This window comes from Bacillus sp. V2I10, assembly GCF_030817055.1.
GTDB lineage: Bacteria > Bacillota > Bacilli > Bacillales > Bacillaceae > Bacillus_P.
The window spans coordinates 3664104-3689306 of the sequence record NZ_JAUSYV010000001.1; the positions used below are offsets into that span (position 1 = coordinate 3664104).

Sequence of the window (25203 nt, forward strand, 5' to 3'; positions counted from 1 at the left end):
TGAACAGTCCTAATTTTGTATGTTCTTATTCATTTGTTTGATTGCAGCTTTCTCAAGTCTTGAAACCTGCGCTTGAGAAATACCTATTTCTTCTGCTACTTCCATTTGAGTTTTCCCTTGAAAGAAACGCTTTCTGAGAATCAGCTTTTCACGGTCATTCAGCCGTCTCATTCCTTCTTTTAAAGCGATTTCTTCTATCCAATGAGAATCTCGGTTTTTCTCATCGCTCAGCTGATCCATTACATAAATCGGGTCGCCCCCATCATTGTAAATCGGTTCAAACAGAGAAACGGGATCTTGAATAGCATCTAGAGCAAAAACAATTTCTTCATGAGGAACTTCTAGAACCCGGGAAATCTCTTCAGCGGTAGGTTCCCTTGAGGTTTTGCTCATTAATTGTTCTCTGACCTGCAAAGCTTTATAGGCAATATCACGAAGAGATCTTGATACGCGGATTGGATTATTGTCCCGCAAATATCTTCTGATTTCCCCTATTATCATGGGTACAGCATAAGTTGAAAATTTTACATTTTGGCCAAGATCGAAATTATCAATCGATTTCATAAGTCCAATGCAGCCAACTTGAAACAGGTCATCAACAAACTCTCCCCGGTTGTTAAAACGCTGAATGACGCTTAAAACCAGGCGTAAATTGCCGTTTACCAACTTTTCTCTTGCTGATAGTTCACCGCTTTGCATTTCCCTGAACAAAATTCTCATTTCCTCATTTTTTAGGACTGGAAGTTTGGAAGTATCTACTCCGCAAATTTCAACTTTATTTCTTGCCACATCTTTCCCTCCTAACAGGAGCTGCTGTACAGAGTTAAGTATCTCCTTAGGTGGGAAAAATATGCACATGTCCAAGCGGTGAAATCATTCACAAACGGACAAAACCATGCCGGGATTGGAAATTTTCTGGATAAAAAAATTTTTAGACCATTTTATTGAATTCTTTACGCAATCTTTTAATAATTCTTTTTTCAAGCCTCGAAATGTAGGACTGGGATATCCCAAGCATATCTGCGACATCTTTTTGGGTTTTTTCCTCTCCCCCCTGAAGCCCAAAACGGAGCTCCATAATTTGCTTTTCCCTTTCATTCAGCTGCTGAAGGGCCTTTAATAGCAATTTACGGTCAACATTTGCTTCCAGATCTTTTGTAATAATATCTTCCTCAGTTCCAAGCACATCCGACAGGAGAAGCTCATTTCCATCCCAGTCAATGTTTAAAGGTTCATCAAAGGAAACTTCTGAACGAATTTTATTATTGCGGCGCAAATACATTAAGATTTCATTTTCGATGCATCGTGATGCATATGTGGCAAGCTTAATTTTCTTTTCCGGGTTAAAGGTATTTACTGCTTTGATTAATCCGATTGTTCCAATGCTGATTAAATCTTCAATATTGATGCCCGTGTTCTCAAATTTGCGGGCGATGTAAACAACCAATCGGAGGTTTCGCTCAATTAAAATGGAGCGCGCGGCCTGATCACCGCCCGGCAGCTTTCTGAGCAGGATTTCTTCTTCATCTTTTGAAAGCGGAGGCGGCAGCGCTTCACTTCCGCCTATGTAGTGAATTTCATCTGTTTTCAGGCCAAGCTTCATTAATAATTTGTACCATAGATAGGTTACATGCAATTTTAGTTTTTTCATAGTTCTCCCCCTTCTATTTTTCAGATGTTATGAGTAAAATACTACAGGATGGCCCTCAAGAGACGTCTTGTATGGACCCGCTCTGAAGCATTTTCGGATGAACGATGCATTCAAATTCTTCTTCAGGCGACAGGCTTGTTCGGTTTAATCCTACAATTGCTTTAGGTACCTGGATGGTCTCATCTGCAGTGGTGATGATCACTTCATCTGGTTTTAAACCGATTAAAAATTGATTGGACTTTCCCACTACCCGAAACGGAATAATCCGCACCCTGTGCTCTAGCGGATGTGGTTCCTCGGAAGCTGCAAGTGCTGCCATGACATCCTCTTGTAAGGCAATAGAAATAAGGGGATCAGGCAAATATTCAGCTGCTTTCCGTGCATCTACAATCATGACGGGACTTTTTGATATAGGATCATAAAGCTGATTGCCGCTGTCTATCAGCCCTTTTAAACAGAATGAAATATCACCGATTTTTATTGATACTGAAACGATTTGATCATACTGAATTTTTTTCATTTCTAAATCATCGAGCCGTTTCCTTGAAAAAATCCAAGCTGCAGGAAAACCGATTAAGACAAACAGCCAGCTGATCGGATCGCCAAAGCCTCCTTTGTTTGTCATCAGAATACCATCAAAAATGCCAATCTCCGTCTGAATAAAGTAATGGGCCCCAATCATTCCGCCGCCTACCATAAAGGTGACAAAATAAAAGGTAAACAGTGACTGTGCAAAATATTTAAACCGTTTAAAACCAAAGGCTGACAGCACCATCATAATTGAGACAAAGAGTTTGCCGAAAGGGTGAACCGCAAAAGAAGCAAATGGAGTAAACATCAATAGAATAATACTCGATCCAATAAGGGCACCAATCACAATCCGCAGCTTCCAAATTTTCCTTTTCAATAGAATGGCGGTAAGAAGCAGCAGCAGTAAATCAAAGGAAAAATTTAATAACCATATAACATCTAAATAGATTGACACGTGAAACTCCTTTCCCCAAAGGTGATTTCACATGCCCATTGAAAAATAAGGGCACTGTCCGATTGGATAGTAATAGTATAGCTGAGACGCACAGGTGAAGTCTGTCAGTTACTGCCGATAAAATCGTGTATTTTTGATAGATATCGCGATTATTTGTCGATGAAAAAAGATGGCATTTTTTCGTGTTTATGGTCCTCTCAAAAATGAAAAACTCTTTTTTCTGCCATGCAGAAAAAAGAGTTTTTTTACCTTTAGAAACTTTTTATTTCGTTGGTTTCTTTCCATTTATGAATAATTTGCCTTCAGCAATCGCTCTTGTTTCATTGCCGAAGTCATCTCTTGCGATTACTTCAATCCGTGCTCCGTCAGCCTTCATGTTCGATGTCGCGGTATAGTATCCTTCGTAATGGCGAGGAGACGTTTCTCTCAGCGGCAGCTCCGTTGCATTTTGGACGCTTGCGTTTGTGAGCGGCATATGAAGCACAAATGTTGCATCGAGATCTTCTTCACTAGTAAACTCAATCTTCACACTTTCTCCTGATTTCATATATTTATCTGCAGACGGCTGGATGTTTTCAATGACAGGCGCGTCATACTTTACATATACTTTTACTGTTTTCTTTAATCGGTTGGAAGCTTTGTCAGCAGCAAGAACAGTAATGATGTTTTCTCCATTTTCCAGCAGAATCCGCTTAGAGAAAGTTCCATCTTTAACGATCGCTTTTTGTCCATTTACCTTAATCCAGTCAAGGTTTTCATCTGTTACAGTTCCGCTGACAGTTAACGCTTCTGTATTGAATTTTTCACCGTTTTTAGGATTTTCAACGGTGAATTGCGGCTTCGTTTTATCCAGAGTAACCTTTACCGCATTTGAAGCATCTGTTATTCCGGCTTCTGTACTAGATTTTGCAGTCAGCACGTTTTCCCCTTCCTGCAGTGTAACTTCTGCACGGAATGTACCATTTACAGCTGCTTGTACTGCAGCAGCTTCTGAACTTCCATTATATACATGTACAGTTGTAGTTGGAGCTGCTTTTCCTTCAACAACTGCCTTTTCCTGATTCGTAAAAGTTTCTTCTTTAGGCGAAGTGATCTCAGGTGCTGTCACTTCATAATTCACGATTGCACGAATCATGTAATTCCCTTCTTCAGCAGGTGAAGCTGACCATGCTCCTCCGACCATCTGATAACTGCGTCCGGCATTTTCTCCATTTTCATCTGTAGCGAGTCCCGGAGAGTTCGGGTTAGCTTTTGTCTGAATGTAAACCAAATAGAAGTCTCCATCTACAACGACTCCCTGGTCGAGCAAGTTCACCATTGTCCATTCTCCGTTGCGCAGAGCAGTTGCGTCAATCGGTCCAGCGAGTTTTTTTCCTGGTGCACCGTCTGGTCCGGATGCATCATAAATGGCTACCTGGAATTCAGTTCCCCCTGGCACCGGCCATTCAGTATCCCAGAAACGGAACAATCCGCCCGTTACTATTGCACGCTCATTTCCTTCAGCAAGGGACATTTTTACTGCCCATCCGTTGCCGGCAGCATTGAATGCACGCGCATTTTCAGCAGTGCCGTCATCATACCCGATTTCACCAGGATAACCGATGAATGGTTTTAACGTTACATTTTGAATCATTGTCTGATCGGCTTCAATTTCGATTTGAACGTCTTTTCCGTAATAGGACGGTGCCATTGCTTTGAGCGTATATTCCCCTTCATAAGCAACAATGGCATACTCACCCTCACTGTTTGTTTGAACAGGAGTAATGGCAGCATCCTCTACTAAAAGAAGAGTTGCATTCGGGATTGGCTCTCCAGTTACATCATTTGTTACTGTACCGCTGACCGTCCCCTTTGGCAGTTCTTCCAGAATGAAGTTTGATTCTGTTACATCATCATTTTCAATAGTTACAGCCTGAGTCTCAGACTCATATCCATAAGCTTCCGCCTGCAGGGTATATGATCCGGCACCGTGCACGATTTCATAGCTTCCATCCTGAAGACTGGAATAAGTTGAGCGTCCTGTTTCAAGAACACTTACCTGTGCACGCAGCGGAAGTGCTGCCGGCTCTGCATTTTCTTGACTTTCGCTGCTCTTTTTCACATATGGAGCCGGAGAAATTTTTTCAGGATCTACCTTTTCTTTCTTCTCTATTCCGGCTTTTGTCTCACTTACTGGTTTTTTATCTATGCCAAGACTTGCTTTACTAGGTGTTTCAAGGGCTGTATTTGTTAATTTCACATCGTCTATATACCATCCGTCTTTGACAACACTTCCGTCAGTCGTTACATTAAACTGAACATAAATTCTTTGACCGGCATATTGTGATAGATCCACTTGTCCATCTATCCAGCCTGTTGTAACGCCATTCACACGCAATGCCTGTGTCCAGTTTTCCTGATCTGTTGAAACAAAAACATGACCAAAATCATATCTGGCTTCTAATTCATGCCATTGTTTGAACTGCAAAAATGCCTGTCCTTCTTGCGGAAGATCAATTGGAGGCATGAGCAAATTCATATTTGAGCCATTTTCATAATCACCATCTAAATTTGTAGCATATACGTTTTCACCTGAGGCTGCATTGCCTGGTCCATTTATTGGAACACCATGCTCCCAGCTGTTTTTTGTTCCATACGAGGTCCAGCCGGACGCTCCTGACTCAAAATCCTGTTCATAACCAGTCGAAATCCCTGGCTTTACAGCAATTTCATACTCATCAGAAACGACTTCGTTTGCACCAAAGTCGACAGCCTTCCATTTGTATATGAATGTGCCTTCCATTATCGCACTGCCCGGTATGACCGCCTCGTATACTCCGTCCAGATAATCTCCTGAAATTCTTTGAGCTTCAGCGATTTGCCACTCTCCACTGTTATCCTGATAATGAAGTGAGACATTCGTTACACTCACGTTATCCTGAACAGCGATTGTGAGCGGCAGATTCATGCCTGCAAAGGTTTCATCCGGAGCGGTGTGCAAAAAGACAGGAGCCTCAGTATCTTCCCCTTCTTTTGCTACTTGACCTTTTACTTTGCCAAGCCCTGTCATAAGTGAGGAAACGGCATCATATGCGTTAACTAGTCCATGACCATATCCATTATTCGGAGAGCTTGTAAACGTTGAATCTATAAGCGGTGTGGCCGTTGTGGTGAGGACTTCCTCAATTTCGTCAACAGTAATTGAGGAGTCAACTTGTCTAAGCAGCGCAACTACAGCTGCAACATGCGGGCCTGCCATTGATGTCCCATTCCATCCGCCTTCATAAGCACTTCCTGGGACCGATGAACGAATATTTACGCCAGGGGCTGAAATATCCGGTTTCGTTTCATCATAAGGTGATGGCCCCTGTAGAGAAAATGTACCCAATTGATTATTTATGTCAGTCGCACCAGTAGCAAAGGATTCCGGATAGTTTGCTGGATTGGAGATTGAACCAGGTCCTCCAGGATTGAATATAGTCGTGTTTCCAGCTGAAAATTCCGGAAAAATATCAGCTGCACGCCAGGCTTGGACCATTGGTCTGTACCATTCATCAAGTCCAGATCCTCCGCCCCAGGAATTGTTGACAACATCAGGCGCCATTTCCGGGTGGGGATTGCCATTAGCATCTTTTGGAGCAATAATCCATTCTCCAGCTGCCAATAGATCTACATCTGATCCGCCATCTTCCGTAAATGCTTTAACAGCTATCCATTTTGCTCCAGGAGCTACGCCTATTTGATTGCTGCCGTTTGGTTCAGCCCCTACCATCGTACCTGTAACATGTGTTCCGTGACCTTGATCATCATATGGAGCTGATTGAGCAGCAGTAGCATCAAACCAGTTGAATTGATGATCAGGTGATTCAGGAGCTGCAGGGTTATAACCCCGGTAGTTATCCTTTAAAGCCGGATGATCCCACTGAACACCCGTATCAATGGAAGCAACAACTGTCCCGCTCCCGTCGATTCCCATTTCCCAGGCAGCAGGTGCGCCAATTTGATCGATATTCCATTCTGTGCTTGCTTGCGCCGCTTTAGATTCCGCTGACTTTTGGACAGCCTTTTCTTTTTTGGCGGACTCTGCGTTTAATTGCCTCATTTCATTTGGAAGCACTTTCTCTACCTCAGGAAATGATGCAACCTGCTCCATCACTTCCTCCGTAGCAGTTACAGCCATGCCATTTACGATGTAAAAGGATTGAATACCTTTCGCATTGCCCGCATTCACTTCTTTTGTTAAGTATGTTTTAAGATTTTGCTGTGTTTCAATCGCTTTTGCTCTTAGCGAAGAGACAACAGCAGAACGTTTTTCAAATTTTGCTTGGGCTTTTGAGTCTTTATCTTTAGCTGCTTCTTTCATTGCATCTTTAGCCACTTTACCCGTATCAACTTGATCTTTTAACTTTATGAGAAACGTTACTTTTTCATCTTTTTCGAATGCCTGAGTCAATTTTTTGGAGACTTTCCCGGCCTGTATGTTTTTCTGGTCTTTTACAGAGGTGCTGACGCCAGATTTTGAGCTTGCTGTTGAAACACTCGGAGCAAGCATGGTAAGAAGCAGGATAAAAATTGACAAAATACTAAGCAATTTAACATGTTTCTTCTGCATTCCTAAAATTCCCCCTTTAAATTTAAAATGATTGAAACATATCCCCCTTCCCCTGATCTCTTTGTCAGTTCTGGGCTGTTAACATTAATTTAATGAAAGTATTTTGATTATTTTGTCATTATATGTAAGATTTTTCTTAATTTTCCAAAAACGAGGATATAGTAGGAGCATCCTCTTTTCCTTCGTAGTCCAAATGATCTTCCGCCAAAAACTTTGGATCTTGCAAAAATGAGATTTTATATAGGTTCAATAAGGATGTTTATAGCATTTTTTATGGGGGTAAATCTATCTATTTGAAAAGGAGGTTCTTAGGTTGAGAGAAAAATGATTCGTATTTCCTTTTTTATCCATATTAAGATATACAGTAAGCGAGAGAGAGAGTCTTAAGCCACAATCAGAGGCGATAATGAAGAAGTCATTTCATTCAAAAGTATCGTAAATCGGACAACATAGTTCAATTGTCAGCCAGAGTTTAAGACTATAATGAATTGTCCAGAAAGTGATGGCTGCTGTTGTAAGAGAATTTCAGGCAAAAAAAACCTGGCCAAAGGGGCCAGGTTTTCCGATATTTTATCGGCGTTTATTACGGTTTCTTAAGAATGTTGGAATATCGAGTGTATCTTCACCTTGCTGCATAGAACGGTTTGTCATTTCTTGTGCAGGCTCTTCGCGCTCACGCTTCATTTCTCTTACGTCGCGAGGCTTTGGCATAGGTTTTGGCGATGTATTATTCCCAAAAGGTCTTGATGTGGGTTTGCTGTGGTTGATTTCAACTTCATTGAAACCAGTCGCAATAACCGTCACAACAATTTCATCTTTTAAGTTTTCATTGATAACAGATCCGAAAATCATGTTAACATCTTGATCAGATGCAGTTGCTACAATATCAGCAGCTTCCTGAACTTCGTACAAGCTTAAGTTAGATCCGCCTGTAATGTTCATTAGGACACCTTGAGCACCATCAATTGATGTTTCAAGCAGCGGACTTGAGATTGCTTTCTTAGCAGCTTCTGCAGCTCTGCTTTCTCCAGTTGCAACACCAATACCCATTAATGAAGAACCTTTATTAGACATAATTGTTTTAACATCCGCAAAGTCAAGGTTGATGAGTCCAGGTACAGCGATCAAGTCAGAAATACCTTGTACACCCTGGCGTAAAACGTTGTCCGCTTCACGGAAAGCTTCTAGCATAGGAGTATTTTTATCTACGATTTCAAGAAGACGGTCATTAGGAATCACGATTAATGTGTCAACTGATTCCTTCATTGAAGAAATTCCGCCTGCTGCCTGCATTGCACGCTTGCGTCCTTCAAACGTAAACGGACGAGTGACAACACCTACAGTTAAAGCCCCTAAGTCTTTAGCGATCTGGGCAATAACTGGAGCTGCTCCAGTTCCTGTTCCTCCGCCCATTCCAGCTGTAACGAAAACCATATCTGCGCCTCTTAAAGCTTCTTCAATCTGCTCCTTGCTTTCTTCAGCCGCCTTTTTTCCCACTTCAGGATTAGCACCTGCGCCAAGGCCTCTTGTCAGCTTAGAACCAATCTGCATTCTTGTTTCTGCTTTAGATAGGTTCAGTGCCTGTGCATCCGTGTTCACCGCAATAAAATCTACTCCTTGAACACCGTGTTCTATCATACGGTTAACAGCGTTGTTTCCTCCGCCGCCAACCCCAATAACTTTAATTGTTGCCATTCCATCAATATTGCTTTCAAACTCCAACATACAAAATCCTCCTAATCCATCGAATGACTTCCTCTTGATGCAGGTTATTCAAAGAAGTAACCAAAGAATTTTTTTACTTTGCTTTCTTTTTTCTCTTCTTTTTCTTTTGGTTTTGAACGCTGCTGCTGCTGATGCTGAGGTTCTCTTTGAGACGTTTTCTCAATCTTATCAGGAACAACATTCGAACTGATGCTTCTGCCTTGAATCTTCGCATTTTTATAAGCAAATTGGATCAAGCCTACACCTGTCATATATTTAGGTTCTCTTACACCAATATAATCTGGGCTTGCAATGCGAACGTTATTTTGCAGAACAGCCTGGGAAATCTCAAGAACTCCTGGCATACTGACCGTTCCACCAGTCAGAACAAATCCGCCAGGCAAGTCTCTTACACCCAGTCTCTTAATCTCGTGTAAAACGAGTTCAAACATTTCTTCAAGTCTAGCTTCTATAATATCAGATATTTCAAGCTGATTGAATTGCTGTTTTTGGTCTGTGCCAATAATCGCAGCTTCAAACACTTCTTCTTCAGAAGCATAATCATAAAAAGCATGTCCATGTTTCACTTTAATGCGCTCAGCCTCGTCAGTTGTTGTGCGAAGTCCGATTGAAAGGTCTTTCGTTATGTTCTCGCCGCCAATTGGAAGGACGCTTGTCGTTTGCAGATGACCTTGATCAAAGACAGCAATCGTCGTGGATCCCCCTCCAATATCAACCAATGCTACACCGAGATTTTTTTCATCTTTTGATAATGCAACGGCTCCTGATGCAAGCGGCTGCAGGCAAATATCCGTTATTTCAAGACCTGCTTTTTCAACACAGCGAAGCAGATTATGTAAAATCGTTCTAGATCCTGTAATAATGGTGCCTTCCATTTCAAGACGGACACCAATCATTCCGCGCGGATCGCTGATTTCATCCAGACCATCGACTATGAATTGCTGAGGAATAACATCTATTATTTCTCGTTCAGGAGGTATAGACATAACTTGAGCTGCTTCAATCACTCTTCTTATGTCTTCATTAGCAATTTCACGATTGTCACTTGAAACTGCAACAACCCCGTGACAATCCTGCAACTGAACGTGATTGCCAGTCACCCCTACTACGACTCTTTTAAGCGGTATGCCAACCATTCTTTCTGCCTGCTCCACCGCTTTTTTAATAGAATGAACGGTCTCGTCAATATCAACGATCGACCCTTTTCTTAATCCTTCAGATTTCACATTGCCTACACCTATAATGTTTAAATTATCATCTGCCATTTCACCGATGATAACCTTAACACTGGATGTACCGATGTCTAGACTTACAAAGATTTCATTGTTGTTCATTCTATGGCACCTCCTTAACTTTTCATTTCCATTCTATTATTAGAGGAACAACAATACAATGAATCTAGTTTTACATATTTGTAACAATAGTGAAAAATATTGTGATAATTGACTTCTCATTGTCACATTTATTTTCCATGTCCTTAATACGGACTCTTCTTAATAAATACATACTAAAGTGAGTATTCGTCAAATCCTTGATTTTCCCTCTTAAAAAATCAACTTTTTTTTAGTTTTTGGCGTGATTGAGTCCAATTGGAAATTAAAATTCGTCTGATTACAGCAATATTTTGGAACAGTCTGACACCAAAAGCAAATATTGCTACCAAATACAAGTCTACACCAAGATGAACACCTAGAAAAGCTAAACTTGCAGCCAATATGATGTTGAAGAAAAATCCGGATACAAAAACCATCTCATCGTACATATTTTGCAGATGAGCGCGAATACCTCCAAGAAGAGTATCCAGTGCAGCAAGTATAGCAATGGACAGATAATTCGAATATTCACTGGGAATTCGGAAATCAGTGAGCAGTCCCAATGTTATTCCTAATATTAATCCTAAAATGGGAAGCCACATTATGATTTCTCTCCTTCCTCAACAGGCTTCATGTTTTTAATCCGAATCGCGTCATCATATGGAGGTATGACAATCCGATCCTTGGGCTCCGAAATTGTGAGCCGTAAATTGTCAATAGCAAAGGTGTCCATTGTCGTAGACCCGTTTAGTCTGCTAAAGAGCTTTTCAGCGTCGTCTGAAATGACTTTAATTTCAATTGGATATGAATTCAAACTGTACCCGTCCATTTTTGTTTGACCATTAATATCACGGATGACGGTTGTATTCACAACTCTTCTGTCTGCGATAGAGACATGCTCAGCACCATAAGAATTCAGCTCATTCAACAATCGTTTCAGCAAATCCGGTGCAATGTTTTCAACCTCTGTCTGAGATACTGCTTCATCAAACAGGGGTTCAATTGTAATGACTACACCCGCTCCTGTTACTTCCGTTAATCCCGCTTCATTTTTAAGTTCTTTAAGAGTCTCTTTCAGCGTTTTTTCTGCACTTTGATTTTCGTCATTTTCGTATGTATCAATCAGCTCTTCGTATTTGCGGATCTCAAGCAGAAGGTTTGATTGAGTCTCTTGTTCCTGCTTGAGGGCCTCCCTCAATTGCCACATGTCACGTGTGTCTCTTACTGCCGGTTCCAGAATCGACTGAAATTGAACGGCAAGCATTAAACCAAATATCATAGTCAGTAATGCAAAGCTGACACCCTTAAGATTTTTCTTCAAGGCAACCACCTATCAAGATTTCTTTTCTTGCAATAATGGATTCATCTTTATTTCGTTTTTTTTCTCAAGGGTTATCACGATATTATCGTAAGCAATCTGCTCGACAATACCGCCGGCGATATTTAATGCCTGATCCAGAACAGCAGGCTCGCCGATGGCAGAAATGACAAAGGGAGCTGGAAATTGATTTCCATCCACAGTAACGACAGGACCATTACAATATATATACGAATCATGCGATAATCTTTGTCCATTGATGGCGATGGTACTTGCGCCCGAAATAAGCAATTCATTGATCACTTTAAAAATATGGCCTTCATGAACAATATAATTATTTACATTTTCCCCTTCTGGAATGTAGGAGGAATCCTCCAAAGTAACTTCAATGCCCTCCCCTGCTACACCCAGTTCGCCTACATACATTCTGTACTTTTCAACATCTTCCACAAGATTAAAGTAAATCTGCTTTTCATTCTTCAGATTTTCTTCAATTTCTCTTACTTTTTCCTGGCTTTTAAATAGTTCCTTTTGAAGCTCTGTATTTCTTTCCTCCTGCTTAATCAGCAGCTGTCTTGTTTCATACTCTTTGGTCCACTGTTCAGAAGAAATTCCATTATTAGGACGCTGTTCTTTCGTGAGCTGATAAGAAAACGAAACTAAAAAACCGAGAACAAGCATGATTAAAGAGAGAACAACATATCTACCTCTCATCTTCATTTTCATTTTGCTCTGTCCCCTCCGGCTCTGCTTCTAATGCGGCTCCGTCTTCCGCTGCTTCTTGTGCAGCTTCATCCTTCTTATCGAATGATTCGAAATAGGTTCCGACTTCCATATGAATAATGCCTTTGGAATTTGGCGCAAGCTGGCTGACAATGGCCGGATAATCAATCATTTTTTTTGAAAAGCTGCGTACTGAGGCCTGCACTTCATATCCGTCATTCATGTATAGCGTAATATGCCATGGGTCCGTTTTTTCAGGTGTATGGTAGATTTCAGAAATCGCATTCGTTACACTGTCAGGAAGACTCATGAGTTCCATGGCCATTTCTTCAATCTCTTCAGCCTTGCTCCAATTAATTAGAAGCGGCGCATCGTCTGGAAAAGTCCCTTCCAAAGGATCGAGTGTTTTGCCGTTTTCAAGTATGGGGGAGTATTGATCTCCTTTTACGATATAGGCCACTTTATGATATTCTTCTACCACAATCGTTACTTTATTAGGCAATTGCTTGTCCAATTTAACATTTTGAATCTGTTCAAAATCTGACAGGGCATCATTCACTTCTTTTTCACCAATGCTCCAAAAGCCGGATTTTGCTGTGATTCCACTCATATTTATTATTTCTTCATCAGATACTGTCTTATTTCCGGCAACATCTATGGAAGATACTTTGCTAAGCGGAGATTGAAAGTAGATCACCAATAATATGAGGATGAAAAAGACGGATAAAAATAAAATTAATCTGCGGTTTGATTTTTGTTTCCGATGCTCCTGGAGCTTTGGAACACGATCTTCAAGCGAAACGACTTTGCCTTTTTCCAACTGTAATCACCCCTCATCCCGAAACACTTTCGGGGGCGTAAAATCATCTTAAAAAGAGAAACAAACGGCATGATGTATGCCGTTTAGCAACTGTACCTTCAATAAAGACAGTATACCACAATAAAAGGAAAAAGAGATAAGCATTCTCTACTCATTTACACCGACAATTTCAACTTCTGTTTCCATTCTGACACCATGTTTTTCATAAATTGTTTTTTTAACAAAATCAATTAAATCAAGGACGTCTTTAGCCGTGGCATTACCTGTATTCACAATGAAATTTCCATGAAGTTCGGAAATTTTCGCTCCGCCGATCTGATAGCCCTTCAGGCCTGATTCCTGAATCAGCTGGCCGGCATAATGCGGAAGGGGATTTCTAAACACGCTGCCGCAGTTTGGATGATCCCATGGCTGAGTTTCTCTGCGGTAATCTTTATTTTTCTGAAGTTCTGCCACAATTTCTTCGCGATTGCCTTTCTCAAGCTTCAAAACCGCTTCTAGGCAAATGCCCGGGCGTTTCTTCTGAAGCAGGGAAGTCCGGTATGAAAAGTCCAATTCTTCCGCTGTCAGCCATTCCATCGTTCCATCCTCAAACAGAATATGAGCCTTTACAAGGATTTTGGACATATCAGAACCGTGAGCACCCGCGTTCATATATACAGCTCCTCCTACAGATCCGGGAATGCCCCCTGCGAACTGAAGACCGGAGAGTCCCTGTTTGCTGATGACAGTCGTTAATTTAATTAGAGAGTAGCCTCCTCCTGCAGTAATGGTATCTCCATCCACTTCAAGATGATCCAGTCCTTTTCCTAGTTTAATCACGACACCCTTAATGCCTGAATCCCCAACAAGCAGATTAGATCCCCTGCCGATCGCTCTCCATGGAACACCGCTTTCTGTTACGGTATCCATCGTTTTTTTCAGATCTCCAATCGAATTTGGCTCTACAAAAATTTCCGCAGGTCCTCCGATTTTAATGGTTGTATGCCTTGCCAGCGGTTCATTTTGAACAACTTTCCCAACTTCTGCTTCTTGTAATTTCATTAGTATCTTTTCCATGACAGCCTCCTAAAATAGATTGTTCTTTTCCTGTATGACATTGAAGAAGGCTCATAGGAATATGGTTCGATAGGCACAAATTATTTGTTGCCTTCTTTTTTGAAGAAATAAACTCCTATGACTTCTGTCTTTTTTAAATTCTATGTCTGTATTTATGATATAAAGCTAATTTATTGATAAGCCAAAGCCTGTATTTCTTTATATAACTTCATTGCAGCATCAGGAATGCCTAACTGCTTAGAAGCAGCTGACATTTTTTGAAGATTCGCCCCATTAAGCAAGATAGCATCCATCTCTTTTACTAATACAGCACTTGAGAGGTCTTTTTCAAGGATTATTGACGCTGCATCATGATCACTTAAGGCCCTTGCATTTTTTTCCTGGTGATTCGCTGTTACGTATGGACTTGGTATCAGGATACTTGGAAGTCCAAGTGCCGTTATTTCTGCCAAAGTCGTTGCACCAGATCGTGCCACAATTAAATCAATTCCTTTTAAGACTTCAGGCATGTTATGAATGAAAGGTTTGATCACAACATTTTTCGGCAGATTCAAAACTTGCTCCATAACGTTTTCATAATGAATTTCACCCGTTACATAGATAACTTGATAATCCTTATTTTTCATTTCATCAAGCATACCGATTACTGCATCATTGATGGGTTTTGCCCCTCTGCTTCCTCCCATAATCAGCACTGTTTTTTTGTCAGCCATAAGTGCAGGGTCCTTATAGTGACTGACGTCATCCGTTACCACTTCAGACGCTCTGGGGTTACCTGTCAGCACTGTTTTTTCAGCAGGGAAATAGCTTCTTGCCTCTTCAAAACAAATGGCTACCTTATCTACATAGCGCGCTAAAAATTTGTTGGTCACTCCAGGAAGACTGTTCTGTTCATGGATAATCGCCGGCACCTTCAGCTTAGAAGCTGCATAGACAACGGGTCCGCATACATAGCCGCCAGTACCAATTACGACGTCCGGTTTAAATTCTTTTATGAATTTCCTGCTGTCGCTGACTCCTTTGAAAAAGCGCATGATTGTCTTTGCATTGTCCAGAGAAATCTTCCTTTTAAAGCCGGAAATCTTAATTGAACGAAATGGAATTCCTGCTTTTGGAACAATTTTGGACTCAAGGCCATTATCTGTGCCGACATACAAAAATTCCGCATTTGGGTCATTTTTTTTAATTTCATTTATTAAGGCGAGGGCAGGATAAATGTGTCCGCCTGTCCCTCCGCCGCTTACCATAATTTTCATAGGTACCCCCATTTAATAGAAACTTTTTCAAAAATATTCAAATTCAGCGGTAAAAAAATGATAAACCCTGTTTTTCAACAGGGTCTATTTCATCTATGAAATGCAGGTTCAGTACCTGGCATATCTGCTAATATTCAATAGAACACCAACCGCCATCAGCATCAGCGTCAATGAAGATCCGCCGTAGCTGAGAAATGGCAGCGTAATACCCGTAACCGGCATCAGTCCCGTTACTACTCCAATATTGATCATGACTTGAATCGCAACCATTGTGATAATTCCGATGGCCAGAAATGAACCGTATAAATCCGGGGCACCGAGGGCTATTCTTACACCCCGCCATAATAACAGACCAAACAGCAAAATGATCAGCGAGCCGCCGATGAAGCCAAGCTCTTCTGCCAGGATAGCAAAGATAAAGTCTGTTTGCGGCTCAGGCAAGTAAAAGAATTTTTGTCTGCTCTGCCCGAGTCCAAGACCAAATAGTCCACCAGGTCCAATTGCATAGAGAGATTGAATGATCTGAAATCCGCTTCCGAGCGGATCTTCCCAAGGATTTAAAAACGATGTGATTCGCTTAATCCGATACGGTGCTGATAAAACGAGCCCTACAAATCCTGCAGCTCCCAGCAAACCAAGGAAACCAAAATGGCTGATTCTCGCCCCTGCAACAAAAATCATCACAATACAAGTCCCTACCATAACGGTTCCTGTTCCAAGATCAGGCTGAAGCATAATTAACGCGAACGCGGTAAAAACAAAGCCCAGCGATGGAAAAAGACCTTTTTTAAATGATGTTATTTTCTTTTGATTTTCTGACAGAAATTTAGCCAAAAACGCAATCATGGCAAGCTTCATGAATTCGGAGGGCTGAATGGAAAATGCGCCGACTCCTATCCAGCTGCGGGAACCATTTCGCTCCATCCCTATGCCGGGAACTAAAACGGCCAGAAGCAGAACAAAGCAAATTATTATCAGCATTTTCGCCCAGGTTCTCCATGTCCAGTAATCAACATTCATTAAAAAAAACATGGCGATTACACCTACACCTGCAAAAAGCAGCTGCCTCTTTGCAAAGAAAAATGAATCTTCAAATTTATAAGTTGCCCAAACTGCGCTTGCACTGTATACCATGATCAGTCCAATCGTCAGCAGCAGCAAGGTAATGATGACTAGAATGAAGTCTGGTGCAGATCTTTTTGCCGTCAACGCCGAACACCCCAATGTTATGGAATTAGGGCTCAAGCTTTGTGACGATGCGTGTACGAGCCCTTTACTTTAGCTTATGCACGGCGTTCTCAAACATGTCTCCTCTTTGCTCAAATGTTTTATATTGATCCCAGCTAGCGCACGCAGGGGATAAAAGAACAATGTCACCATCTTGAGATAAGTCAAACGCCGCCATAGCCGCTTGTTCAACATTATCGACACGTTTTATCACTTCTATTCCAGCATCACCTGCTATTCTCTCAAGCTTTGGTGCAGTTTGTCCAAATGTAATGAATGCCTTCACATTGCCCAGGAATGGGATCAGCTCGTCAAATTCGTTTCCGCGATCCAAACCTCCTGCAAGCAGAAGTATTGGTGCATCAAAGGCCTGCAGCGCTTTGGATGTTGCTAATATATTAGTAGCTTTAGAATCGTTGTAATATTTTACTCCATCAATCGTGCTGATAAACTGCAGCCGATGTTTAACCCCTTTAAAGGCAGTCAGAACTTTTTGAATGGCGTCTGTTGATGCTCCATATAGTTTTACAACACAGATCGCAGCAAGGATATTCTCAAGATTATGCTTGCCCGGCAAGACAACATCTTTTATTTTAATAATCTGCTCATCGTTATACCAGAGAGAACCGTTGCTTATATAAGCGCCTTTTTCAAGCTTCTCTGAAACTGAAAAATAAACAATTTGACCTTTGGATTTTTCTGCTGCCCTGCGCACACCCATGTCATCATAGTTCACGACAGAATAATCATCTGCCTGCTGATTTTCATAGATTTTCGCTTTTGCAAGAGCGTATTCTTCTCTAGTGCCATGATAATCAAGGTGGGCATCAAATAGATTCAGCAGCAGCGCAATTTTAGGTCTGAATTTGATTGTTCCCATGAGCTGAAAAGAAGACAGCTCAGTCACAATGACATTCTCTTTAGAAGCATGTTCGGCGACTTCACATGCTACAGTGCCGATGTTCCCAGCGATCAAAGACTTCTTCTGGTCAGCAAGGAGCATTTCGTGAATGAGAGTTGTCGTAGTTGTTTTTCCATTTGAACCCGTTATCCCAATCATATCTGCTTCCGAGATTAAATAAGCAAGTTCCACTTCTGTCACAATCGGGATATTCCGCTCCAAAGCTTCAGCAAGCAATGGATTGGTATAAGGGATACCTGGGTTTTTCACAATATATTCTGCATGATCAAGGAGCTCTTTCGGATGACTGCCGCAAATGACCTGAAGACCAGCAGCCTGAAGTTCCTTAGCAGACTCATTTTCTTCAAGAGGCTTCATATCATTGACTGTAACGTTTGCTCCGAGTTTATGTAAGAGCTTTGCAGCAGCTAAACCGCTTTTTGCAAGCCCCAATACCAGTACATGTTTATGAGTAAAATCTTGAATACTTTTCATCTTATAACCACACCTCAATATAGATTCCCAAAACGGCGAAAACAAGACCGACAGTCCAGAATGTCACGACAACTCTCCATTCTGACCAGCCGGTTAACTCATAGTGGTGATGAAGAGGGCTCATCTTAAATACCCGTTTTCCGGTCGTTTTAAAAGAGATGACCTGTATAATAACGGATAAGGTTTCGATGACGAAAACTCCTCCGATTAAAACAAGAAGAATTTCAAGCTTTGTTAAAATAGCAACTGTGACAATAGCTCCCCCGAGTGCCAGTGATCCTGTGTCACCCATGAATACTTTTGCGGGATGTGCATTGAAAACAAGAAACCCAAGAACCGCTCCTACAACTGCCACCGAAAAAATAGCCACATCATATTGAGATTGATTCCAGGCAAGAACAGCAAATGCTCCAAACGCAACGGCTGCCGTACCTGAGAGCAGGCCGTCAAGGCCGTCTGTTAAATTAACAGCATTCGATCCGCCGACAAGCATGAAAATGATCAGAATGACATAAGCCCATCCTAAGTCAAATGAAAAATCAGTGCCTGGAATACGGATTTCTGAAGAAAACCCATATTGTTTAAAAACGATATAGAAAATGACCGCAATAATAATCTGTCCAATTAATTTCTGTTTTGAAGTAAGACCGAGGTTGCGCTTCATCACAACCTTGATGAAATCATCCAGAAAACCGAGCAGGCCGTAACCGAACATAACGAATAGAAGCAAATACATTTCCACACTTGGTTCTGCAAATTTATAGCTCATGACAAGCGTTGTTACAATCACAGACAGAATTATCATGATTCCGCCCATCGTCGGGGTGCCTGATTTTTTCTGATGGGATTTCGGTCCTTCATCCCGAATGCTTTGTCCGAACTTAAGTCTTCTTAAAAATGGAATAAAGATGGGAGATATCAGAACACTGATTAAAAAACCCATAATAATAGTAAATAAAATAATTTGTTCAAGCATGTTTAGATCCTCCCTGAATAGCTGCATGATGACCGCTTCTGATTACGGATTCATCATATAATAAAAATTCGTGAATTTCTTAAATACATCTTTTATAGCGGATCATAATCTAATCCGTTCATTAATAGCTTTCAAGGCTACCTCACGATCATCGAAATCGAAAATCTGTGTACCGATCTGCTGATAGGTTTCATGGCCTTTTCCTGCGATTAAGATGACGTCGCCTGGCAATGCATGAGAAACGGCAAAATAAATGGCCTTCTCTCTATTTTCAATGGAATGATAATATTCGCCTCTAACCCCATCTTCCATTTCATTCAATATGGCGATCGGATCTTCACTTCTCGGATTGTCGGATGTAAAGATCGGTTCATCCGCATACTTCACTGCAATCTGCGCCATGATTTTCCGTTTTGTCCGGTCACGGTCCCCGCCGCAGCCGACAACGACAAATGTCTTTCCAAGAACAAATTGCTTGACCGTTGAAAGGACATTTTCCAGACTGTCCGGAGTATGGGCATAATCAACGATTACGGAAAAATCCTGTCCTCCGTCGACAACTTCAAAGCGGCCGCGGACACCTTCAATGTCCCCAAGAGTCGCAACTATTACAGATAGAGGTACATTAGAAGCAAGGCTTGCAGCAGCTGCAGCAAGCGCATTATAGATGCTGAATTTGCCGATCAGCTTCATATTCACCTTCTCACTGCCATGGGGAGTGAGAAGATCAAATGATGTTCCGCTTGGAGACATCGCAATATTTTTCGCCGTCACATCACACTCTGTATCAATCCCATAAGTCAATATATGTGCAGCCGTCATATTCATAAACTCGGCAGAAGCAGGATCATCACCGTTCAAGACAGCTGTTTTTGGCTTCTTTTGATCAAATTTATTGCCAAGCTGCGAAAATAGAAGGCCTTTTGCTGCCCGATATGAATCCATTGTCTGGTGGTAATCCAGATGATCCTGTGACAAATTTGTAAAGACAGCTACGTCATAGTCACACCCATGAACACGCCCCATATGCAAGGCATGGGAGGAAACTTCCATAATTGCATGACTGACTCCTTTATCAACCATCGTTCCAAAGGTTTTTTGAAGAGTCAGGCTCTCTGGTGTAGTGTTTTTAACGCTTAATTGTTCATCTCCGATTTTTATGTACATCGTTCCGATTAATCCAGTAGTTTGGCTGGAATTTTGAAGAATCTTCTCAATTAAATGCGTTGTTGAAGTTTTGCCGTTTGTGCCTGTAACGCCTATTAAATGAAGCTTATGTGTAGGCTGCCCGTAAAATGTGTCTGCGAGAAGCGCCATAGCTCTCTTTGTATTATTAACAACAATAACAGGTACTGGAAGTGACAAAGGCTTTTCAGATAATACAGCAGCAGCCCCTCTGCTGACAGCCTGCTCAGCATAATCGTGGCCATCTACTGTGTACCCGCTGATGCAAATAAATAAACTTCCTTCCTTCACTTCTCTTGAGTCCATTTCAATCGAGAGAATTTCTGGATTTTCGTTCACGTTCATTTTCATATTTTGCAGCTGCGAAAGCAGTGTCTGTAATTTCATCATTACCAAATCCTCTCAAAAACCAACAATAGTTTCTTTCTTTATTTTTTATACAAAATCATCCATTTATCAAAAAACGCACAGTTCTTATTTTATCTCATCTTCGCTAAAAGAGCCATATCAGCTTTTAAAAATATCATTGATTAGGCCCAGTTCGCTTCATATCCCATATTCAAAGATAAAAGAGGGTACAGAGCTTCTCTTTTCCTGCCATAAAATAAAAGCGAGGCAAACACGTGTTGTGATTGCCGGCTTTTTTTGTGTATAAAAGAGAGTTAGTTACTCGTCATCTGTTTTATTGTCGCTTTTTCCTAAATACAGGCGGAGGGTTGAACCTTCCTTCAGTTTCACTCCGGCTGCTGGTGACTGCTGAACAACTGTGTCGCCGGAACCGGCAATATCAAGCTTCAGGTTCACCATCTGCTCTCTCAGTTCCGTTGTAGTCAGCCCTACAACATTCGGGACATTTACAAGTTTTGTGTCTAGCCATTTATATTCTTTTTCTATTTGATCTTTTCTCGGTTTCACACCAAGCTCTCTTAAACTGTCTTCCATGATGTTTCCTACAATTGGCGCAACTACCGTTCCCCCGAACTGAACCGTGCCTTTTGGATTATCAACTGCAACATAAACAACAATTTCTGGATCATCAGCTGGAGCAAAGCCTATAAACGACACAATATAGTTATTCTTTAAATAAACTCCGTCTTTTACTTTTTGGGCAGTTCCTGTTTTGCCGCCGACACGGTAGCCGTCTACAAATGCATTTCTCCCTGTTCCTTGTGCCACTACACTTTCTAGGGCATATCTTATCTGTTTTGATGTTTCTTCTGAAATCACACGGCGCTTAGCTTCAGGAGCTGTCTGACTGACAACGTCACCTGTGATCGGGTCAATCCATTCCTTTGCAATAAAAGGTGTATATAGTGTTCCGCCGTTAACCGCCGCTGAAACAGCTGCGACCTGCTGAATGGGTGTTACAGAAACACCTTGACCAAAAGCTGTTGTCGCCTGCTCAACGGGTCCGACATTTTTAACATTGAAGAGAATTCCCCTTCCTTCTCCCTGCAGATCGATCCCTGTTTTTTGGCCGAAACCAAAGTTCTGAATATATTTAAACAGCGTATTCGTGCCGAGCCTTTGTCCTAATTCTACAAATCCCGGGTTACAGGAGTTTTGAACAACTTCAAGAAATGTCTGGCTGCCATGTCCGCCTCTTTTCCAGCATTTAAGTCTTGCTCCGCCAACCTCCACAGATCCGCCGTCATGAAAATGTTCTTTTTGCAGATCTACTTTGTTCTCTTCAAGGGCTGCAGCTAATGTAATAATCTTAAAGGTTGATCCTGGTTCGTAAGAGCTCCATACAGGAAGATTCCGATTGTAGATCAGCGGATCAACATTTCTGAAATCCGCAGGATCAAAGTCAGGTCTGCTTGACATGGCAAGAATTTCTCCGTTTTTGGGATTCATGGCAATGGCAATCATTCCGTCCGGGTTGTAGGCTGCCTGAGCGTTGTCCAGTTCCCGTTCTACAATGGTTTGAACTTTTGAATCAATGGTTAATTTAAGATTTAAACCGTCTATTGGAGCTGTATATTCATCCGCTTCTTCTGGCATTCTTTTCCCTTTTGCATCCGAGTAGAATTTCACATATCCTTTTGTGCCTTTCAGCTGTTCATCGTAATAGGATTCCAGCCCAAGCAGCCCCTGATTATCGATTCCGGCAAAACCAAGCACATGTGATAGATAGCTTCCAAACGGATAATGCCGCTTAGAATCTTCCGCTATGTATACTCCTTTTAGCCCAAGGGCCCGAAGCTCTTTTGCTTTTTCATGAGAGATCTTTCTTCCTTCAGGATTAATGCGCTGGATTGACTGCTTCTTTGTAATTAGTTCATAAGCGCGCTCTTTGGACATATTTAAAACAGAAGCAAGCTTTTCAGCCGTATCTGCCGGGTTTTCCACCTGCCTCGGCACAACAAGGACCGACGGGGCACTCATATTCGTAGCAAGCTTAACGCCGTTGCGGTCAAGAATCTCCCCCCGTTCAGGCTCAAAAGGAATGTTTCTGCTCCATGAATCCTTAGCAAGAGCAGTTAATTTATCCCCTATAAAAAACTGAACGTATCCAAGACGGATATCGATAATAAGAAAAATCAAAAATCCAAACAGCAGCACCATTGTCAGACGCTTTCTGACAGTTACATTTGAAACGCGCATAGAATTATACCCCTCCTTATCCAGGCTCGTTCAAATATATGCTTGTACAGCATTATCTAGAACTTTTAGGGATAAGGAGAAGCTGGTCAAAACGTGAAAGTTTTTAATGACTAAAAAAAGAAGCTTGATCAACGATGTTGACCAAGCTTGCTATTCTACTCAGCTTCATCTTCTTCTTCTTCCTCTTCAGCCTGTTCATTTTCTCCGCTGCTTGGCTGTTTGGGACTTTCAAGCTTTACAATTAATTGATCGTTCTCTTTTACAGTCTCATTTTCCGTTAAATTTTGAGAAACAACATAGCCGTTTCCTTTTAATTTAAGGTCAAGATCTAGAAAATTAGCTAGCTTCATGACATCCCGGGATGACCAGCCTTTAAGGTCCGGCATCGCGACTTTGCCATCTGTCTGTAAAAACACACGTTCATTGACAATCATGTTTGTGCCCGCTTCTGGATATTGAGCAACAATTTCATTTCCCGATCCAAGAATAAGCGGCTGAACATTGTTTGCATTCAGCAGTTTTTCTGCTGATGCTGAATCTTCCCCGACAAAGGACGGCACTTCTGCTCCAGTTTCAGTTTCCGTTTTCTTAGGCTGTTCCAGAGCTTCCTCAGAAGGCTGGATTTTCAAATACTGCAAGCTGTTTTTCATTACGGTATTAAAAATGGATGATACAGGCATAGATCCTGTTTCTGTGTCTTTCAGCTCTGGCTGCTGGACAGCAACATAAACAAGTAGCTCTGGATCTTCTTTTGGAGCCATTCCAAGGAATGAAAAAATGAAGTTATCCCGGCCGCTTAAGTATTTCCCGTCACTTCCTGCTATTTGTGCCGTTCCTGTCTTTCCGGCAACTTCATACCCTTCAATCTGGTACAGTCTGCCGGTGCCTTTTTCTGAACTTACCACTGTTTCCAAAATATCCAGCACTTCTTTTGAAGTCTTTTCAGAAATAGGTGTTCCCGCAACTTCAGGCTTATTTTGCTTCACCACTTTGTCATGATCAACGTCAACAATTTTATCAATGATATAAGGCTTCATCATTTTTCCGCCATTTGCGATTGCAGTTGCTGCCTGCACCTGCTGAATCGGCGTCACTGTTGAACCTTGGCCAAATGCAGTCGTTACTTTTTCAATATCATACTTATAGTTAAACTTACCATTTGCTTCGTTTGGCAGATCAATTCCGGTCTTTTCATTTAGTCCGAACTTGTTCATATACTGCATGAATCGATCTGGACCGAGCTTTTCCTTCGCAAGGATGGCCATCGCTACATTGGACGAACGCTGCACACCTTCTAAGAAGGAAATCGTTCCCCAGCCTGTTTTATTATGATCGCGTATTCTTCCGCCTTCCACTTTATATGCACCTGACTGATACAGTTCATTGCGGTTAAATACGCCTTCTTCAATTGCAGCTGCCAGCGTGAAAATTTTCATCGTCGAGCCTGGCTCGAATGGATAAGCAACGGCATCATTATAATAATTGTTGATATCGCGGACATTCGGATTAAAGCTTGGGCGCTGCCCCATTGCAAGAATCTTCCCAGTTTTAGGATCGGCCACAATTCCGATAATCTTCTCAGGTTCATATTCTTCTGCTGCTTCATTCATGGCATCTTCAAGGAATGTTTGAATCTTTTGGTCAATCGTCAGATATACATTGTTTCCGTTATCAGGAGCTACTATTTTTTCTTCTCCATTTGGGAGTTTAAATCCTTGTTTATCTCCCTCATATACTTTGTAGCCATCTTTTTCTTGAAGATATTTATCAAGACTTTTCTCAATTCCAAACATGCCTACCGTATTCTTTGATTCTTCGTCTCTTTGGGCATACCCGATAATATGTGAGGCGAATGTGCCGTTGGGGTAATACCGGTGGGTGTCTCTGATAAATCCGATACCCGGAAGATTCATTTTCTCAATCTTTACTTTTAATGAATGGCTTATGTTTCTTCCGGCAGAACCAAACTCTACCTGAAAAGCATCCTTCGATAAAATGTCACTGACTTCACTCTCTTCCATATCAAGCAATGGAGCAAGTTTTTCAGCTGTTTCTTCCGGTTCAATTACATGCTTGGGTTTTTTGGGGCTTGTCGTCATGCTGTCATCAAGAACAGCAACCAAAGTATACGTTGACGTATCTTGAGCAATGACTTCTCCTCTTCTGTCCAAAATGGATCCCCGATTCGCCTCAATGCCGCGCTTACGCTCATATTGCTCTTGAGCGCGGGCTGCAAGTATTTCCCCGTTTACTTCACCTGTTGTCTGTAAATACAGGAATCTGATGATTAAGACAAAAAAGAGCAATGCAAATATTAAAGTTAATATTGCTGCTCCTCTGTTCATATTGATATTTTTCGGCTGTGTCATGA

18 protein-coding genes are annotated in these 25203 nt (G+C 41.6%); all 18 read right to left on the minus strand.

The window, feature by feature from the left end:
- Window positions 1–9: 9 nt before the first annotated feature.
- Complete coding sequence (gene sigG, locus QFZ72_RS18510; protein WP_223442107.1) at window positions 10–789, minus strand: RNA polymerase sporulation sigma factor SigG; 780 nt, start codon at window positions 787–789, stop codon at window positions 10–12.
- Between the two features lie 142 nt (window positions 790–931).
- Window positions 932–1651: an RNA polymerase sporulation sigma factor SigE gene (gene sigE / locus QFZ72_RS18515; protein WP_307436168.1), complete on the minus strand. Its 720-nt coding sequence runs from the start codon at window positions 1649–1651 to the stop codon at window positions 932–934.
- 55 nt (window positions 1652–1706) lie between these two features.
- Window positions 1707–2636 carry a sigma-E processing peptidase SpoIIGA gene (gene spoIIGA / locus QFZ72_RS18520; protein ID WP_307436170.1) on the minus strand — a complete coding sequence of 310 codons (930 nt, stop codon included), beginning with the start codon at window positions 2634–2636 and terminating at the stop codon, window positions 1707–1709.
- 262 nt (window positions 2637–2898) lie between these two features.
- Complete coding sequence (locus QFZ72_RS18525; protein WP_307436172.1) at window positions 2899–7227, minus strand: S8 family peptidase; 4329 nt, start codon at window positions 7225–7227, stop codon at window positions 2899–2901.
- Between the two features lie 570 nt (window positions 7228–7797).
- Complete coding sequence (gene ftsZ / locus QFZ72_RS18530; protein WP_307436174.1) at window positions 7798–8952, minus strand: cell division protein FtsZ; 1155 nt, start codon at window positions 8950–8952, stop codon at window positions 7798–7800.
- 44 nt (window positions 8953–8996) lie between these two features.
- Window positions 8997–10286, minus strand: coding sequence for a cell division protein FtsA (gene ftsA, locus QFZ72_RS18535; protein ID WP_307436177.1), 1290 nt, complete (start codon window positions 10284–10286; stop codon window positions 8997–8999).
- A gap of 218 nt (window positions 10287–10504) precedes the next feature.
- On the minus strand, window positions 10505–10867 hold the full coding sequence (locus QFZ72_RS18540) for a small basic family protein (RefSeq protein WP_252205072.1): 363 nt from the start codon (window positions 10865–10867) through the stop codon (window positions 10505–10507).
- Window positions 10867–11586 (minus strand): DUF881 domain-containing protein, encoded by a 720-nt coding sequence (locus tag QFZ72_RS18545; protein WP_373464608.1) that lies wholly within the window; start codon window positions 11584–11586, stop codon window positions 10867–10869. The genes QFZ72_RS18540 and QFZ72_RS18545 overlap by 1 nt, the downstream gene beginning before the upstream one ends.
- Window positions 11587–11598: 12 nt before the next feature.
- On the minus strand, window positions 11599–12297 hold the full coding sequence (locus QFZ72_RS18550) for a DUF881 domain-containing protein (protein WP_307439853.1): 699 nt from the start codon (window positions 12295–12297) through the stop codon (window positions 11599–11601).
- Window positions 12287–13126 carry a cell division protein FtsQ/DivIB gene (locus tag QFZ72_RS18555; protein WP_307436181.1) on the minus strand — a complete coding sequence of 280 codons (840 nt, stop codon included), beginning with the start codon at window positions 13124–13126 and terminating at the stop codon, window positions 12287–12289. Before QFZ72_RS18555 ends, QFZ72_RS18550 begins: the two co-directional genes overlap by 11 nt.
- A 147-nt stretch (window positions 13127–13273) precedes the next feature.
- Window positions 13274–14185, minus strand: a complete 912-nt coding sequence (murB, locus tag QFZ72_RS18560; protein ID WP_307436183.1) for a UDP-N-acetylmuramate dehydrogenase — start codon at window positions 14183–14185, stop codon at window positions 13274–13276.
- Window positions 14186–14355: 170 nt separating this feature from the next.
- Window positions 14356–15441, minus strand: coding sequence for an undecaprenyldiphospho-muramoylpentapeptide beta-N-acetylglucosaminyltransferase (gene murG / locus QFZ72_RS18565; protein WP_307436185.1), 1086 nt, complete (start codon window positions 15439–15441; stop codon window positions 14356–14358).
- Between the two features lie 108 nt (window positions 15442–15549).
- Entirely contained in the window at window positions 15550–16650 is a 1101-nt protein-coding gene (gene spoVE, locus QFZ72_RS18570) for a stage V sporulation protein E (protein ID WP_223442082.1), read from the minus strand.
- Between the two features lie 64 nt (window positions 16651–16714).
- Complete coding sequence (murD, locus tag QFZ72_RS18575) at window positions 16715–18064, minus strand: UDP-N-acetylmuramoyl-L-alanine--D-glutamate ligase (RefSeq protein WP_307436187.1); 1350 nt, start codon at window positions 18062–18064, stop codon at window positions 16715–16717.
- A gap of 1 nt (window position 18065) precedes the next feature.
- Complete coding sequence (mraY, locus tag QFZ72_RS18580) at window positions 18066–19040, minus strand: phospho-N-acetylmuramoyl-pentapeptide-transferase (protein WP_307436190.1); 975 nt, start codon at window positions 19038–19040, stop codon at window positions 18066–18068.
- 102 nt (window positions 19041–19142) lie between these two features.
- Window positions 19143–20612: a UDP-N-acetylmuramoyl-L-alanyl-D-glutamate--2,6-diaminopimelate ligase gene (locus QFZ72_RS18585; RefSeq protein ID WP_307439855.1), complete on the minus strand. Its 1470-nt coding sequence runs from the start codon at window positions 20610–20612 to the stop codon at window positions 19143–19145.
- Window positions 20613–20891: 279 nt separating this feature from the next.
- Entirely contained in the window at window positions 20892–22832 is a 1941-nt protein-coding gene (locus QFZ72_RS18590; protein ID WP_307436192.1) for a stage V sporulation protein D, read from the minus strand.
- Between the two features lie 155 nt (window positions 22833–22987).
- A complete protein-coding gene (locus QFZ72_RS18595) occupies window positions 22988–25201 on the minus strand; it encodes a penicillin-binding protein (RefSeq protein WP_307436195.1) in 2214 nt (737 codons plus the stop codon).
- Between the last annotated feature and the right edge of the window lie 2 nt (window positions 25202–25203).